Annotated in this window: 11 protein-coding genes and 1 pseudogene; 4 read left to right on the top strand and 8 right to left on the bottom strand. The window is 68.2% G+C overall.

Translation table 11 applies throughout. The features are described 5' to 3' along the window. Positions 1-364: 364 nt before the first annotated feature. A complete protein-coding gene (locus ACIBVL_RS33905; RefSeq protein ID WP_399103325.1) occupies positions 365-532 on the bottom strand; it encodes a hypothetical protein in 168 nt (55 codons plus the stop codon). Positions 533-664: 132 nt separating this feature from the next. Further along, entirely contained in the window at positions 665-958 is a 294-nt protein-coding gene (locus ACIBVL_RS33900) for a hypothetical protein (protein ID WP_399103324.1), read from the bottom strand. A gap of 163 nt (positions 959-1121) precedes the next feature. Here ACIBVL_RS33900 and ACIBVL_RS33895 point away from each other — a divergent pair, with 163 nt between their 5' ends. Beyond that, on the top strand, positions 1122-1688 hold the full coding sequence (locus ACIBVL_RS33895) for a hypothetical protein (RefSeq protein ID WP_399103323.1): 567 nt from the start codon (positions 1122-1124) through the stop codon (positions 1686-1688). Then, on the top strand, positions 1685-4339 hold the full coding sequence (locus ACIBVL_RS33890) for a Helicase associated domain protein (protein ID WP_399103322.1): 2655 nt from the start codon (positions 1685-1687) through the stop codon (positions 4337-4339). Before ACIBVL_RS33895 ends, ACIBVL_RS33890 begins: the two co-directional genes overlap by 4 nt. 21 nt (positions 4340-4360) lie before the next feature. Here the strand turns inward: ACIBVL_RS33890 and ACIBVL_RS33885 are convergent, their stop codons facing one another. The 4 genes from ACIBVL_RS33885 to ACIBVL_RS33870 form a co-directional block, all read right to left on the bottom strand. Then, positions 4361-4924 carry a hypothetical protein gene (locus ACIBVL_RS33885; RefSeq protein ID WP_399103321.1) on the bottom strand — a complete coding sequence of 188 codons (564 nt, stop codon included), beginning with the start codon at positions 4922-4924 and terminating at the stop codon, positions 4361-4363. Beyond that, the gene (locus ACIBVL_RS33880; RefSeq protein WP_399103320.1) at positions 4921-6822 is read right to left on the bottom strand and encodes a tyrosine-type recombinase/integrase; all 1902 of its coding nucleotides are present in this window, start codon (positions 6820-6822) and stop codon (positions 4921-4923) included. The genes ACIBVL_RS33885 and ACIBVL_RS33880 overlap by 4 nt, the downstream gene beginning before the upstream one ends. 477 nt (positions 6823-7299) lie before the next feature. Next, positions 7300-8460 (bottom strand): tyrosine-type recombinase/integrase, encoded by a 1161-nt coding sequence (locus ACIBVL_RS33875; protein WP_399103318.1) that lies wholly within the window; start codon positions 8458-8460, stop codon positions 7300-7302. Between the two features lie 233 nt (positions 8461-8693). Beyond that, on the bottom strand, positions 8694-8903 hold the full coding sequence (locus ACIBVL_RS33870; RefSeq protein ID WP_399103315.1) for a hypothetical protein: 210 nt from the start codon (positions 8901-8903) through the stop codon (positions 8694-8696). A 123-nt stretch (positions 8904-9026) separates the two neighbouring features. Between ACIBVL_RS33870 and ACIBVL_RS33865 the strand changes: the two genes are divergently transcribed. Then, entirely contained in the window at positions 9027-11927 is a 2901-nt protein-coding gene (locus ACIBVL_RS33865; protein ID WP_399103312.1) for an NACHT domain-containing protein, read from the top strand. Between the two features lie 112 nt (positions 11928-12039). Further along, positions 12040-13458: pseudogene (locus ACIBVL_RS33860) on the top strand (Helicase associated domain protein); the annotation flags it as partial. 364 nt (positions 13459-13822) lie between these two features. Here the strand turns inward: ACIBVL_RS33860 and tpg are convergent. Both tpg and tap read right to left on the bottom strand, forming a co-directional pair. Beyond that, a complete protein-coding gene (gene tpg, locus ACIBVL_RS33855) occupies positions 13823-14380 on the bottom strand; it encodes a telomere-protecting terminal protein Tpg (protein WP_399103309.1) in 558 nt (185 codons plus the stop codon). A 6-nt stretch (positions 14381-14386) separates the two neighbouring features. Then, entirely contained in the window at positions 14387-16633 is a 2247-nt protein-coding gene (gene tap / locus ACIBVL_RS33850; RefSeq protein ID WP_399103307.1) for a telomere-associated protein Tap, read from the bottom strand. Between the last annotated feature and the right edge of the window lie 60 nt (positions 16634-16693).

Genomic DNA, 16693 nt, shown 5'->3' with positions numbered 1-16693 from the left:
CCCCGCGGAGCGGGTCCCTTCGGGCTACGCCCGAAGCAAGCGAACACCCGCGCTGCGCGCGGGTGTTGCGCTCCCGCTCCGCGGGAGCGCTGGCGGGTGGCTGCGCCACCCGCACAATCCCGGTGCTGCGCACCGGGATTGCCGGTGCGTTCGCTGCGCTCCCGGACCGGCGGGACTTTCGTCCCGCTATCAGGCCTCCGCTCCGCTCCAGCCTGGCCGGCGGGTCCGCTGCGCTCCCCCGCCTGACGGTCCTTCCGGCTGCGCCTCCAGGACCGTTAGGCCCGCTTTCGCGGGCCAGGCTGGCCACAGGGGCAAGGATCTCGCCTGTGCGTGCCTGATGGCTTGTCACCAGGCACGCACAGGGTCAGCGTCTGCGGGCCCAGCCGGTGCCGATTCCGGCCACGTGCAGGGCCAGGGCGGTCAATCCCAGCAGCATCACGTTCGTCGAAGAGAACGCATCGTTGGTACTGAGTTCTGCCGCGTTGATCAGAAACGACACGAAGAACAGCACCGCCGCGACTATGCCGAGCATGAAACGAGCTCCTCTCATAGGGGGTGAAGCCCGTATGCCCGGTCATCGCCCCGGCAGGCCTGAGACGGCGCCTTCATGCCGCTGGGGCCGCCAGCGCGAGCCGGGCCGAAGCTCAACGGGGCTGACGGATGTTCAGGCGTGGGCGTGGCGGGGGCTTGCCGTCTTGTGTGATGCAGCGTGGTGCGCGGGTCGGTCTGTCTTGGGGGCTTCGAGGCGCCGCAAGGACAGGCCGGCGGTGGCGAGGAGGCCGGTGAAGATGGCGAGAAGCAGGACGCACGTCCACGTCTGCCGGCTTCCTGGTGCCTGCCAGCCGCTCCAGGCGGCGGATGCCGCCCATAGCAGGACGCCCAAAGCGTAGAAGGAGCGGACGCGGTGCAGCTGCCGTACGGCGCGCAGGAACATGATGCGTTCGGTCTTCGGTGCCATGCGGGGCCGTGTACCCCGATACGCCGTGACCACCAGGGCGGCAGGCATCGTGCGGACGGGCACTTGTGGGGGATCTTCTTCGAGCGTTCCGGCAAGCCTCCTCTTGATGTGATGCAGCATGTAGCATTGGCGTAATTCAGGGACTCCCAGCGGGAAGCGGTGTGTGTTGATCTACGAGTATCTTCCGCACGAGCTTGTCCGGCTCGGCGTGGTGGCGAAAGCAGCCGGGTTTGATCACCGTCAGGTAGCCGCGCAGGTATGCCAGGCTCAGGCACGCGCCGGGAAGGCGCGTATGGCCCCGCCCGAACCGCACCACTTGAGTGAACTGTTCATCGCGGAACTGCGACGCCTGCAGTGGGAACGGATCGCTGGCCTCATGGAGAAGGAGCGGATGGCCGTGTACGTGCCTTCCCGCGACTCGCGTGCTGTTCGTTATGAAGAGCAGCGCTTGCAGAGGCTGATGACAGACGTGGCTGAGGCCGAGCGGTCAGGCGTTGCCCCTCCGGAAATCTGGCGGCATCGCGTCTACCGGATCGCTGCCCAGCCTACCGCCTGCATCTCCAGCCCGGACCTGCCCGCCCCCACCGTCCACCTGATGGCCGCCTCAGCCGGCGAAGCGGCCGCGAGGGCATGGGCCGTGCACGGAAGAGAAGGCGGCCTCTACCAGCGCGGTGGATACCGGATCGCTTCCGTCGAACAAGCACTCCCCGAACCGGGAGAACTATTTTGATCCAGCTCCGAAAACACCAGGTGGACCAGAAATCAAGTTTCCGGAAATGGGTCGGATTCCCTGCAAGATCATCTGTGCCACCTGAAGGGGTGCGGGGCACGATCGTGTCCGCGACCGGATCGGGCAAGACGATCACCGCCGCCGCGAGCGCGCTGGAGTGCTTCCCCGGCGGGCGGATCCTCGTCATGGTGCCCACCTTGGATCTGATCGTGCAGAGCGCGCAGTCGTGGCGCCGGGTCGGGCACCGCGCGCCCATGGTCGCGGTCTGCTCGGTGGACAAGGACGAGGTCCTGGAGCAGCTCGGAGTGCGTAGCACGACCAACCCGATCCAGCTCGCGCTGTGGGCGGGATCCGGGCCGGTGGTCGTGTTCGCCACGTACGCCTCCCTGGTGGACCGCGAGGACCCGGAGGACCCGTCGGGCCAGCGGACGGTGCGCGGGCCGCTGGAGGCCGCGCTGGCGGGCGGGGAGCGGCTGTACGGCCAGCGGATGGCCCCGTTCGACCTGGCGATTCTGGATGAGGCGCACATGACGGCCGGGGACATGGGCCGGCCGTGGGCGGCGATCCACGACAACCAGCGGATCCCCATCGACTTCCGGCTCTACCTGACCGCCACCCCGCGCATCCTCGCCGCGCCCAGCCCGCAGCGCGGCCGGGACGGACGGGAGCTGGTGATCGCATCGATGCAGGACGACAGCGCCACCTACGGCACCAGGATTTTCGACCTCGGGCTGGCGGAGGCGGTGGAACGCTCGATCCTCGCGGGCTTCGAAATCGATGTACTGGAGATTCGGGACCCCGATCCGATCCTGGTGCTGTCGGAGGACGCGCTGCGCGGCCGGCGCCTGGCGCTGCTCCAGGCCGCGCTCCTTGAGCACGCGGCGCAGCTGAACCTGCACACCGTCATGACCTTCCACCAGAGGGTCGAGGAAGCCCGCGCGTTCGCCGAGCAGATGCCGGCGACCGCCGCCGAGCTGTACGCCACCGAAGCTTCAGACGCCGCTCTGGCCGATGCGGAGGAACTGCCCGCCTCCTCCATCGACGCCGAGCTGTACGAGCTCGAGGACGGCCGCCACGTACCCCCGGACCGGGTCTGGGCCGACTGGCTGTGCGGCGACCACCCCATCGCCCACCGGCGCGAGGTGATCCACCGGTTCGCCAACGGCATCAACGCAGAGAACCGGCGCGTACACCGGGCGTTCCTCGCCTCAGTACGGGCCCTCGGGGTCGGGGTCGACATCACCGGACTGCGCGGCGTGGAAGCGGTGTGCATCGTCGGCTCACGCAGCTCCCAGGTCGACATCGTCCAGAACATCGGGCGGGCCCTGCGCCCGAATCCGGACGGCACGGTGAAGACGGCACGGATCATCATCCCGATCTTCCTCCAGCCCGGGGAGGACCCGAAGGACATGGTCGCCTCGGCCAGCTACCAGCCTCTGGTCGACATCCTCCAGGCGCTGCGCTCGCACTCGGAGCGCATGGTCGACCAGCTCGCTTCCCGCGCCCTGACCCGCGGCACCGAACGCCGACGCCTCCACGTCCGCCCCGCCCCCGCAGCGGGAACCGACGGCGGTGACGGCGAGGAGAAGAGCGAGGCGCAGCAGGAGGCCGACCGGGTCACCTCTATCGTGATCAACTTCGCCTCCCCCCGCAACGCCGCCGACATCGCCGCCCTGACCCGCTGCCGCGTCATCCGCCCCCAGTCCCTGGTCTGGCTCGAGGGCTACCAGGCCCTGCTCCGCTGGCGAGCGGAGAAGGAGATCACCGGCCTGCACGCCGTCCCCTACGACACCGAGGTCGAAGTCGGCGTCACCAAGGACTTCCCCCTCGGGCGGTGGGTGCACCAGCAGCGGAAATCACTGCGGGCCGGTGAACTCGACCCCCACCGCAAAGAGCTCCTCGACGAGGCCGGGATGGTGTGGGAGCCCGGCGAGGAAGCCTGGGAGAACAAGCTCGCCGCGCTGCGCTCCTACCGGCGGGCCACCGGGCACCTCGCGCCCCGCCAGGACGCGGTCTGGGACGATCCGGCCGGCGGCGTCCCGGTGCCGATCGGGCAGCACATGGCCAACCTCCGCCGCAAGGGCGGCCTGGGGAAAGACCCCGAGCGGGCCCGGGCGCGCGCGGAGCAGCTCGCCACGATCGACCCCGACTGGAACTGCCCCTGGCCACTCGACTGGCAGCGCCACTACCGCGTCCTCGCCAACCTCGCCGCCGACGAACCCCACGGCCACCTCCCCGACATCGCACCCGGCGTCCTCATGGACGGCGACGACATCGGACGATGGCTCCAACAACAGCGCAAGCCAGGCACCTGGGCGCAGCTATCGAACGAGCAGCAGGAGCGGGTGTCCACGCTCGGCATCAAGCCGCTAGAGCCGCCGTCTCCGGTCTCGGTGACCACGCGTACGACGAAGGGCCCGAACAAGTCACAGCAGGCATTCCAACGCGGCCTGACAGCCCTCACCCAGTGGATCCAGCGCGAGGGCGTCGCAAGGCCAGTGCCGAGGGGACACGTCGAACGCGTCGTCTTCGATGGCCAGGAGCACCACCACAAGCTCGGCGTATGGCTATCGAATGCCAAGATCCGCCGCGACAAACTCGCTCCCGAGCAGCTCGACGCGCTACGGGAGCTGGGCGTGGAGTGGGCATGACCGCCGTGGATGGTATGTCGTTCAGCGGGCCGTGTTCTCGGTGCGGATCATCCGGCGCAGGCTTGTGCGGGCAGCAATCAGGTCTTCTTCGAGGGCGGTGATGCGGCTGCGGAACGTGGCGTTCTCCGAGGCGGCCTCCTCCAGCCGGCGGGTGAGGTCCTGGTTCAGGGCGTTCATCTGGTCTGCTCTGGCTGCTGTGTCGGGGGCGTGGATGGCATCGAGTTGCTGGCCGAGCTGATGGCGCAGGGCTGCCTGGAGCCGGTCGCGTTCGTCGCGGAGTTCCTTGATTTCTTGCCGGGCGATTTCGAGTTCGGTGCGCAGGCTGAGTGGGGAGGGCGAGCTTGCCATGGCAGATGGCGGGGTGCTGTGGGCTTGGCGTAGTTGGGCTGCCTCGATGTGCTCGCGTACGCCGGGGGCATAGGTGAGCCAGGTGGAGACTCGGGCGGCGCGGGCGACTGCGGCAAAGGTGAGCGGCTTTCCCTGTTTCTCGAGTGTGGCGAGGACGGTCAGGACACGGGCTCGTTTGTCGAGGCTGTGGCGGCGTCTGGCTTCGGCGAGCTGGGCGGGGTTGCCGCGGGGATTCATCGCGGGTCTTTCGGTCGGGCAGTGGTGAGGGGCAGGAGGGTGTGGTTGCGGCCTGCTCGTGCCTTGCGCAGCACGGTGCTGGCTTCTTCGATCTGGGCGCGTTCGGAGGCGGGGAGGGATGCCAGGTGTGTATTCATGCGGTCGATGACGCGCTGGTAGGCGGTGATCTGTGCGGTGAGGGCGGTGGTGACGAACTCGGCTGCGCCCATGGCGAGTGCGGTTTCGCGGTCTGCTCGTAGCTCGTTGATGTGGTGCTCGATGGCGGGCAGGTAGGAAGGGTCGGGGCGGTAGAAGCCGCAGCCCGCGCATTGGAAGCGGATGGGGCAGGCCTGGCCGCCAGCTTTGACGTTTGACGGCTCGGTGCAGCCGCCGTAGGGAACGGCTACGGAGCGCATCTCGTAGGCCGTGCTCGAGCTGGGGCTGGGGTGGCCGTGCTGGTCCAGGACGTGTGCGCTGAGTTTGGCCACGGCTTCGCTCTTCCGCTTGAGGGAGACGGTGTAGTAGCGCTGGGTCATGGCGATGGATTTGTGATCCATCAGCTCGCGCAGCACGTCGACGGGGGTTCCGGCGTCTGCGTGGCGCTGGGCGTAGGAGTGGCGGAAGGCGTAGGGGTAGATCAGAGACCGGTCGAAGAGCAGGCGTTGTCCTTTGGAGTCGGTGCCCTCGGCGTGGAGCGGGGGCAGGGCGTCTGCCCAGAGCCTGAGGGCGTCGCTGAGGTAGGTGCTGGAGATGTGGGGGGCGTCGCTCAGGGCGGTGAGGGACGGAAAGAGGTATCGATCCCCCTTGGCGGGAAGATGCAGCTGTTCGCGACAGGCTTGCCAGGTTCGGATGGCGTCGGCGGTGGAGGTTGTGATCGGCAGACGTCTGCGGTGGCGTTTCCTCTTGTGGTTGTCCCAGATCAGGGTGGGTTGGCCGTTGTGGATCTCCAGGCAGTCACGGGCCAGGGAGACGATCTCGAGCGGGCGGCGCCCGGTGTCGCGCAGGACGATGTACATCGTGCGGTACAGCAGCTGCCGGGCGTCTGGGGCGATGTCGCGGCAGCCGTAGGTGTTTCCGGTTCCCAGGGTGTCGAGGTGGGCGTCCAGTTGCCGGATGACGGATTCGGGGATGGCCTTGCCGATGAAGTCCTCGTTGGGTTCTTCCACGGAGATGACATGTTCGACGGGCACGCGGGTGAAGGTGCCGGCCAGGTTGTCGAGGGTGCCGTAGCGGCGGCCGTAGGCGATGAGCTGGAAAAACATCCCCAGCAGGCTGCGTCGGAAGGAGGAGGAGTAGGGGGTGCCGTCTCGTTTGCGCGCAGCACGGAAAGCGTCGACGGCCAAGGTGGCATCGGCGAACGTCAGGGCGGCGGGATCGTCGCCGGAGTCGGCGCGCTGGGCGAGTGCCGTGGAGGCGATGGTCGTCGCGTGGAAAGTGCGCTTGAAGTCTTCCGTGGAGGGTCGGGCGGTGGTCACCCAATGACGCAGCGCCTGGCGCAGCCAGGACTGGCGGACTGTGCGGAGATCGACGCGGCCGGGCAGATGCCGGCGCTTGCCGGAGGCGCTGTGGCGCAGCCCGAGGACGCGTAGATCGATGACGTCCTGGTCGACGAGGGTGATCCCGGAGAATTCGCTGTATCCGGCGCGGGCGGCGGACTGCAGGTTCTCCAATGTGCGGACGGCAGCCTGGTGCGGCTTGGTGAGCCGGGCCGCGTTGGTGGCGTCCAGAAGGGTCTCGGCCGTGGTGAGGTGGCTGATCACGCCGCGGATCCAGTGAGGTTCCAGGGCCCGTACCCACTGGTCCATCTGCTGCACGGCGTAGAGCACTTCCCAGCGCAGCAGGTCGGGCAACAGGGCGAGGTGGAACTGGTGCGCCAGCAGATACAGAGGCTGGTGCGGTGCCCACTGGGCGGCAGGCATGGGGTCGGTGCTGGAGCGGCATTCCGCTCTCCAGGCGCGCCAGTGGTAGTTGCACAGTCCACTTCCATGATCCGTGGTGGGCGGCGCACAGGCCTCCCGATACCTGAGGGCGTACGCACCGCACGCCGTCCCGGGTGAGCGTGCACGGACCTACGACCGTCAACGGCAGGGATCTGGAACGGGCGGGGGTGAAAGTGGCGGCGAACTCTTCCCGCGGCAGGCCGCTCTTTCTGCGCTGATCCGAGCAGTAGGTACAGAACGTCTCCTGAGCGCGCACGATCACATCGCAGCGGCGGGTGCGGCACCGGGAGGACGAGGTGCGCGGGTTGCCGAGGTCTCCCGTGAACAGCCATCTGGCGCTGTCCCACTCCCCCGGCCGCCACGCGGGATCGATGTGGGCACGCAGCCACGTCTCCCACGACTTCTTCGTGGCCCTCGTCGGTGCGGGACGTGCGACGGCAGGCGCACCAGCCGTGCTCACTGGTCCTCCCGCCATGCCTGGGCCCGGTCGACAGCCGCCCGGGTCTCGGACTCATCGACGTGGCGGTAGCGGTCCATCGACAGCGGCGAGGCGTGACCCAGCAGCTTTTGCACCACATCCCGGCCCACTCCCCCACGCAGCCAGTGAGTGGCCGCGGAATGGCGCAGCATGTGCGGCCGAACCGGATGCCCGGCGCGGCGGGCCAGACGGTCGAAGACGCTCTTGGCGTTCGGATAGGTCATGGCCCGCCCCAGCGGCGGCCGAAAGAGGTTCACGAACACCATGCCCGTCTCGGCCGCCTCGGCCACCGGGGTCCGTTCGTGCTGGTAGTCGGTGTAGAAGGCGACGATGTCGGGGGTGACGGGGAGGCAGCGGGAGTGTCGGGACTTGGCCAGGGCCCGGTTCGGGTTGTCCGTACGGCGCCGCACATGAAGATGCGGACCCTCCACGGGGCAGCCAAGGGAGCGTGACGAGGCTAGGAAGTGCAGATCTTCCTGGCGCAGGCCCAGGGCCTCCCCGATCCGCAGGCCGGTCGCGGCGAGCAGCGCGATGAGAAAACGGTCCCGCGCGCGGGGCGTATCCGCGATCATGCGGCGGATCTGCTCCGGGGAAAGGTCCTCGTAGCCTGGCTCGCCGACGCGGAAACGAAAAGCCGACACCTGGACCTGGCGCCACTGGCCGCGCTCGCCGGCGTCGTAACCGGCCGGCAAGAACCGCAGGAACTTCGGCTCCGACAGCAAGCCGGCCGTCTGCGCGGGGACCCAGCCGTGCAATGCGCCAAAGCGCAGGAAGTCCGTGACCGCCGTCATCACCGCGTTCGCCGTACCCTGCGAACGGTAGCGGGGCGCGCCCCTGGTCGGGGAGCGGCGACTGCGGGTGGGCAGCGGCGTGGTAACCAGCCACTGCTGCAGCCCGGACAACGCCATAAAACTCGGACACGACCACTCGATACGGCGCTCCGCGCAGTAGTTCAGGTACAGCGCGAGACGACCGGCATAGACCCGCTCCGTGTTCGGCGAGCGGCCCTTACTGCGCAACCCCGCTAAAAACGCACACGCCTCAGCGTGCAGGTCGAAGGTGCGTACGTCGGCCACCACCCACCGCTCCACACCAGTCGACGGAGAGATCGAACGCTCAGCTACGTAGGTCTGCTCCACCCACCAAACACAACCAAGCCCGCCCCCCGCGAGCGCAGCTTCCGGGCATCTCCCACACGACCAGGTAGGAACCACACCGAACACACCCCACGGGCCTGTGCACCTATGGATAATCCCTGTCCTGTAGTCGACGCCCTGACACTGGCCGGGCCCCAGCGCCGAGCAGCAACAGCGCCCGCCACGGGCGGGCGTCGTGCTCTCGCCTGCAGGTAGGAGGACAAAGCATCCTCGGTTCACAGCACCGCGAGGACGAAGGTCAGCAGCGCCAGGGACAGGGTGGCACTGCCCGCAAAGGCCACGGCACCGCGCAGCAGAGCCGTGGCATAGGTGGCTCCGTCGATACGAGCGAGCAGACCGGCCGCTGCTCCTACGAGCATGCAGAAGAGCGCGACGACCGCGAGGAGCAGGACCAGGAGCATCAGGTGAGTGGATGAGGTGCTCATGCCTTCTTCCCAGGACAACCGACGACGGGGACTTCGGCGAATTTCGCGGTTCCGGTGTTCACCGGGGTTCAGGGCGAACAAAGATGAACGAAGACGGTCGCCCGGGGGACGGAGAAGCAGGACATGGGGGACGTACACGAGGACCCGCTGGCGGAACTCGCGCTGCGGCTGCGCACCCTCCGGGCGCAGCGAGGTCTGCAGATGGGCGGATTGCAGCAGCGGACCGGGCTGGGACGGACAACAGTCAGCCAGGCGCTGAACGGCAAAATGGTGCCCACCGAGGCCACGCTGGTGGCCTTGGCGAAGGCGTTAAGTACGGATGTGGGCCCGCTGCTGGCCCTGCGCGAAGCCGCATGGCGCCAGCCGGATGTCTCACCGGCAAGAGTTGTGCGCAGGCCGGTGCGGCCGAAGGCGGAGCCGTCCTTTGAGGAGCGGTACCTCAACTACGTGGCAGAGCGGCATTCCCAGCTGACCGTCGTAGGGCTGGACCTGAGCCGACCGGAACGCGCGCGTTGGCCACTCGACGCCGCCTACTTGAGCCTGGAACTGGCGGAGCGGCCGGAAAGCTGGCCAGGAGGTGAGGAAGCGGACCGGCCATCCGTCGTAGTGAAGCGTGCCGAGCACGCGTTGGCCAACTGCCGACGGGTTCTTCTGCGAGGGCTCGCCGGCAGCGGAAAGACAACACTGCTGCAGTGGCTGGCCGTCGCCACGGCACGCGATGAACTACCGGAGGAACTGGCGGACTGGAGGGGGCAGATTCCGTTCGTCCTGCCGCTGCGCACGCTGGTGCGGCGCGGGCCCCTTCCAGAGCCACATGACTTCCTGTCCTCGGTCGGCACCCCCCTGGCCGCCTCACAACCTGAAGGCTGGGCCGATGCTGCACTCGCCAGGGGTGAGGCACTCGTCCTGGTCGACGGCATCGACGAGGTTCCTCAAGAGCACCGGGGTACCACGCGGGACTGGCTCGAGCGGCTCTTGGCGGCCTACAGGGACGCACGCTTCGTGGTCACCACGCGCCCGTCCGCTGTGCCGGAAGGCTGGCTGACTTCGTCGCGCTTCACCGAACTGTCAGTACGGCCCATGAGTGCCGCCGACACTGGAGTCTTCGTTCACCGCTGGCACACCGCAGCCCGACACAATGCGACAACCGACGCCGAACACTCACATCTGCATGATCTCGAAGCAGCGCTCCAGGTCACCGTGCGTGCTCAACGTGACCTGGCGCAGCTATCCAGCACCCCCCTGATGTGTGCACTGATCTGCGCACTGCACCGGGACCGCCGCGGTCATCTGCCCCACAGCCGCATGGAGTTGTATGAGGCAGCACTGTCGATGCTGCTCGTGCGTCGAGACCTCGAGCGCAGCATCGAGGTCCCGGAAGGTATTCAGCTCACCGAACACCAGAGCGTCCAGCTGCTGCAGCGTCTGGCCTACTGGCTGATCCGCAACCGCCAGACCGAGATGGACCGAGCTACCGCGCTGGCCCTAGTCGGCGATGCACTACCAGCTATGCAGGCCGTGGCCGAGCAGGGCACTGCCGACCAGGTCCTGGCGCACCTGGTCGGCCGCAGCGGGCTTCTACGCCAGCCCACCGCCGACACCATCGACTTCGTCCACCGCACTTTCCAGGACTACCTCGGGGCCAAAGCCGCCATCGAAGCCCACGACTTCCCCCTGCTGGTCAACAACGCCCACGACGACCAGTGGGAAGACGTCATCCGCATGGCCGTTGCCCACGCCCGCCCAGCCGAGAGCGCTGATTTCCTCCGCCGACTCGTCGAACGCGGTGACGCCGACGACGAACACAAGGGCAGACTCCACCTTCTGGCAGCCGCCAGCCTGCAGTACGCCACCGAAATCGCACCCGAGGTCCGCAGACTGGTCGAGCAGCGGGCGCGTGTCCTGATGCCTCCCCGCTCTTCTGAGGAAGCGGAGGAGCTTGCCGCGCTGGGCCCGGGCATCCTGGATCTGCTGCCCGAGCCCCAAGGCCTGAAGCAGGATGAAGTGAATGCGGTTTTCCATACGTCTGCTGTTATCGGCGGCGATCAAGCATACGCTTTCCTTCAGCATTTCACACAAACGTCTCCTTACCCCCCGGCGCACTACGAGCTAGTCGACGCCTGGGAGAGGTTCGATGCAGACCAATACGCCCAGGACATCCTCCTCCGCTTCAAAGAACGCTTGCATCTCAGCGTACAGACCCAAGACCAAAGGAACGCCCTACGCTTCCTGAAACCCGTAACCGACGTCGCCTTCAGGGGAGAATTCACTCAAGCCGAGATCACGGAGCACCTCTCTCCTGAGCACACCCAGAAGATCGAGATCTACTCGGGCCAACTGCTCGGAGATTTGACATTCGTACGCGATTTCCCCGCCCTCCAGGAGCTCGCTCTCAGCAATTGCACACAACTCAGTCACCTCGAAGACCTTGCAGGACTGCCACTGCCCAACCTGAGACTTATTCAACTCCCGGACTCTTTCTCATTCAACGCACTGGCCTCTCTTCCCCACCTCACTGAGCTCGCTCTCTACACACGCCTGCCATGGAATAGCCTCGGAGAGCTACCCGCACCAGCAGACCTGATCTCACTACGCCTCGCCGAATGGATCGGCATACCCCTGGCAGGCATCTCCAAATGGAAGAACCTGCAGGAGCTAGTGATCAACGCGGCACCTACACCAGCAGAATGGCGAGAAATTTCCACCCTGCCCCACCTATCAAGACTTGCACTCGGGCAATATGACCTCGCGCAGGCCACTCCCATACATGGCGTCACTTACCTGCACCTTTCCCCTATCGACTCAGACACTCAGTTGGAACTGGTGCCGGAGATCTTTCCCAATGTGCAAGAGATTTCCGCCAACTGTCGCGCGTCTCTGCCTGACATCACCGATATCACCCCTTTGAAACGAATCAAAGACCTGACAATCTCCTTGAGTTACGCGGATCATGTCGTTGGCCGAGAGGAATTCAGCCCAGAAGCGGTCCATCTCTACCCACGACCCCGCTCAGAAATCACCTGATCGCCCATCGGGTTGAGGTCTCGGCACACAGATCGGCTTCTCGCGTCCGCTGCCACCTATGTTTCCTAGCATTCAGACCAAACGTCGCTCACCATCTCGCCACCTCTAGATAATCGACATCGTCGGCGAGCGGGGCGTTGAAGCGGTGTGTTTCGCCGACACCCGCGGCTCCCAGGTGGAGATCGTGCAGAACATCGGCCGGGCACTGCGCCCGAACCCCGACGGCACGGCGAAGACCGCCAGGATCATCGTGCCGGTCTTCCTGGAGCCCGGCGAGGACCCAACCGACATGGTCGCCTCCGCCTCGTTCGCACCCCTCGTAGCGATCCTCCAAGGGCTCCGCAGTCACGATGAACGACTCGTCGAGCAGCTCGCCTCCCGCGCCCTCACCTATGGCAAGCGCAAGGTGCACGTCCAGCGCGATGAGGAAGGCCGGATCGTCGGCGCCGACGGCGCGGGTGACGGCGAGGACCAGGAGCACGACGACACTCAAGCCGCCGCCGAATCCGCCCTGCTCCACTTCTCCACTCCGAAGGACGCCGCGACGATCGCCGCGTTCCTGCGCACCCGCGTCTACCGGCCGGACAGCCTCGTCTGGCTGGAGGGCTACCAGGCCCTCATCCGCTGGCGGAAGGAGAACGAGATCACCGGCCTCTACGCCGTGCCCTACGACACGGAGACCGAGGTCGGCACGACGAAGTCCTTTCCCCTGGGGAGGTGGGTGCACCAGCAGAGGAAGGCGCTGCGGGCCGGGGAGCTGGAGGAGCGGCGCAAGGAACTGCTGGACGCCCCCGAGGCCGGGATGGTGTGGGAGCCGGGCGAAGAGGCATGGGAGAACAAGCTCGCTGCGCTCCGGTCCTACCACCGGGCCACCGGGCACCTTGCCCCGCGCCAGGACCAGGTGTGGGGCGAGGGTGAGGCGATGGTGCCCGTGGGGCAGCACATGGCCAATCTCCGCCGCAAGGGCGGCCTCGGAAAGGACCCGGAACGGGCCCGGGAGCGCGCTCAGCAGCTGGCGGGGATCGACCCGGACTGGGACTGCCCGTGGCCGCTGGACTGGCAGCGGCACTACCGCGTCCTCGCGGACCTGGTCGACGCCGACGGCAGCCTGCCCGAGATCCAGCCGGGCGTGCTGATGGACGGCGATGACATCGGGCGGTGGCTCGAGCGGCAGACCCAGCCGGGCACTTGGGCGCAGCTGTCGACCGAGCAGCAGGAGCGACTGTCCACGCTGGGCGTGCAGCCGCTTGAGGCGCCGTCTCCCGCCCCGGCCGCCAAGGGCGCGGCGAAGGGTCCGAGCAAGGCACAGCAGGCGTTCCAACGGGGCCTGGCGGCCCTCGCGCAGTGGGTCGAACGGGAAGGCGCGGACCGGCCGACGCCGCGTGGGCACAGTGAGCAGATCGTGGTCGACGGCGAGGCGGAGCCGGTGGTCGTGAAGCTGGGCGTATGGACTTCGAACACTCGGGCGAGGTGGGACAAGCTCACCTCCGAACAGCAGGCCGCCCTCGCCGCCTTGGGTGTGCCCTGGGCGAAGGCTGCGGTGCCGGCCCCGTCCAGCCCGGCATCGGGGGACGACGGTTCGGTCCAGCCCGCGCCGTCGGACGCGCAGGCGCAGGAGGAGGACGACCAGGGCGACACGGGGGCGGACGATGAGCGCGAAGCCGAGGCGGCCCGCGGCCTGGCGCGCATGAAGCGCCTCACCGAGCTGACGCGGAAGCACACCAAGGCCGAACTGCTGCGCATGGCCTACGCGGGCGGCCTGGTGAACCACAACTCCCCCGAGAAGTGGCGCAAGGACGAAATCGCCTCCGCTGTCGTGGACATCGAGTTCCGCGCGGCCGACCGGCTCTGACCACAGCATGATGCTGTCGACCGGGCTCGCGGATGTTCGAGATCTACAGATCGAACTCGAGGTGCTCGATGTCCGTGAACCGGACCTCCTCCAGCTGGCCGGCGCGGCGGCCGCCGTCCTGGAAGTACACCTCCTTGAGTGCCTCAGCAGCGAGCTCCTTCAGGCGCTGCTCGGTGGCACCCTGCTCCTGGGCCTCGAAGAGGCGGGCCGCGTACTGCGGAGGCAGGGCGACGGTCAGGTGGCGGATGCGGTCCTGGTCCGTCGACCCGATCGGCGCGGTGTAGCCGAGCCGGGCCCGGGTGTCGATGACGATGCCGCCGGTCGTCGCCGCCCGCTCCTTGGCCTTGGCCCGGATCTGCGGCTGCCAGCGCGCCTTCACCTCGCGCTCCAGGCGCGCGGCGAGGTCCGGGCGCGGCTTCTTGATCTGGTCCTTCACGTACCGCTCGACGGTGCGCTGGGAGATCCGCAGCATCTGGGCGACCGCCTTGGTGCCCTTGAGCTGCTTGACCAGGTAGCGCATCTGCGCGCCGGCCGACTTCGGAACCGGGCGCGTGAACGCCCGCTGCACCGCCGCCTCCAGGCCGTCTGCGAACATGCTCATCGCCTGCTACTCCCCGCTGTCCTTGTCCGTGACCTGCCCGTCCTTGATGTACCGGGCGAGGTTGAGTTCCGGGGCGTCGAACCGCTCGCGGACCTCTTCGCCCCACAGGACGCTCTGCGTGCCCTCGTGCTTGACCAGGCCCGGGTTGATGCCGAGCTTGAAGCCGCCCGGCAGCGGCTTGCCGTCCCGGTAGGGCAGGAAGTCCAACGGACTGGTGCCGTCGGCCGCGTACACGACGCAGTCGGACAGGATCGCCACCGGGTACTGCCCGGTGAACGCCGCGTGCTTGACGATCTTGCGGTGCAGGTTGATGCGGGTGCGGGAGATGACCGCCGCGCGGATGTCCGGCCGCCACGTCGGCCGGGAAAGGGCGCGCCAGGGTTCGCCGGGCTTCCAGCCCTCACCGCGCGGGCGCTCGCGCAGCTTGCCCAGGCCGCCCTTCACCGTCGCCTTGACCGCGTCCACGACGATCGCCAGCTCCGGGTCACGCTGCCGCCAGCCGTCCATCGCCGCAAGGAAGTCCGCCGGCGACAGGTCGGCGTCGACGCCGAGGTCGGCCATCGTGGCGAGGAAGGCGTCGCGCAGCCGGTTGTACCAGCCGTCCAGGTAGCGGCCATTCTTGTAGCGGACATACGCCTCGACCGGCGCGACGTCGTAGCCGAGCTCCACCGCGTAGGCAACGGTGGGCGTGGCGTACCAGGCCGGGCCGTCGGGGCGTTCGCCCTTCGGCGTGAACGGGCTGGGCAGCAGACTCGCGTCCAGGTCCGCCCACTTGTCCTTGCCGACCTTCACCCGCGACAGGTCCACATGGGAGAGGTCGACCAGCCAGGAGCCGGGCAGCTTCGGGTCGAACGCAGGGGCCTTGACGTGCGTGGGCGCGCCGAGGCCGACGACCAGGCCGTTGGCGCCGGCGGCGAAGGCCATGTTCACGTCGATGCCGACCAGGTGCCGCAGGGTGCACTCGGCATCCGTCATCGGCCGCGCCCAGTCGTACGCCTCCTCGAACAGCTTCTCCCCGGGGCCGCGCATGTGGAAGCGCGGCAGGTCCGCCAGGAGCGGGTGCCCGTCGGGGGCCTCGCACGGCGCGCAGTCCACCGGGTCCTTCCCCAGCGAGCCGGGATTGTGCTCGGAATGCCGCTTGCCCGACGCGTCCGGTTCAGAGGCGCGGGTCGGCGGGTGCAGCGCGGTCATCAGCTCCAGGCCAGTCACGGCCGTTGAGCCGCGCGGCGTCATCACCCGCGACGCGTACACACCCAGCAGCCGGGCGAGCTCCGCCGGCGGCAACTGCCCGGCCTCGCCCCAGTGACGGGAGTCCAGCGCGTTCCACGACGGAATGCACAGCTGCACACAGGCACGCTCCGAACCCGTGGCCGGGCGGTAGATCCGCGCCCACGGCCCAAACCCCCGCTTCGTCAGCTTCCACTCCGCACGCACCAGATGCTTGATGACCTTGTGGCCCTCAGGGATCCGCCCGGCGAGCCGCTCCTCCTCGGTGAGGGCGACCGGGAGACCGTAGCGCTCCAGCGCGGCCTCGGTGAGCACCAACAGCGGGTCGGCGTCCTTGCCTGGGCCGGACAGCTTCGGCGCCCCGAGCCGTGCTTCCTTCAGCGTCCACTCCACCAGGGCCGGGATCGACTTCGCGGGCACGTCCAGGACCAGACCGCCGGGGCAATACGCATACGCCTGGCCGTCGACGTCGACATCGACGACCGCCAGCGGACCGTTCTCGAACCGCGGGTCCGTGCCACCGGCCGGGGTGTTCGCCGGGGCGGCCTTCCTCGCGGCCGGCCGACGCGACGCCGACGACGTCGGCCTGGCGGTGCGAGCCGGACTGGGCGCAGCCACCGGAGCTGGGGCGACGGAGGCAGAGGTCTGGGTGTGCTCGGTCGCGGTCATGGCCCCAGCCTCGGAGACCGGCGCCGCAGCGGTCCGGACTTCCGTAGCGGGGGCGGGCTCGCTGGTGAACATCTCGGGCACCGCCGTGTCCTGCTCGGGTGCGGCCGAGCTGGTGGGGGCGGGGTACAGCTCCGCGAGCTGCCGCAGCAGCCGGGCGTACGCGTCGCGCTCCGGCGGGCGGGGCTCGGTCTTGCCGGCCTCCCAACCGGACACCGTGGCCCGCCGCACCTTCAGCGCGCCTGCCACCTCGTCGATCGTCAGGCCGTGCGCGGCACGCAGCCGCTTGCGCTCCGCCGGCGGCGGCAACACAGACCGGGACGCCACCAGCGCATCGACCGCATCAAACAACTCAGACATCGAACACCTCCCGACCACACCCTAGCCCATGGAACGCACGAAGCGCGTACGTTCACCGTA

It is taken from the genome of Streptomyces sp. NPDC049687 (genome assembly GCF_044465285.1).
Lineage (GTDB): Bacteria > Actinomycetota > Actinomycetes > Streptomycetales > Streptomycetaceae > Streptomyces.
The sequence above is the reverse complement of the archived record's forward strand: the minus strand, read 5'-3'. Positions and strand labels throughout refer to the sequence as shown.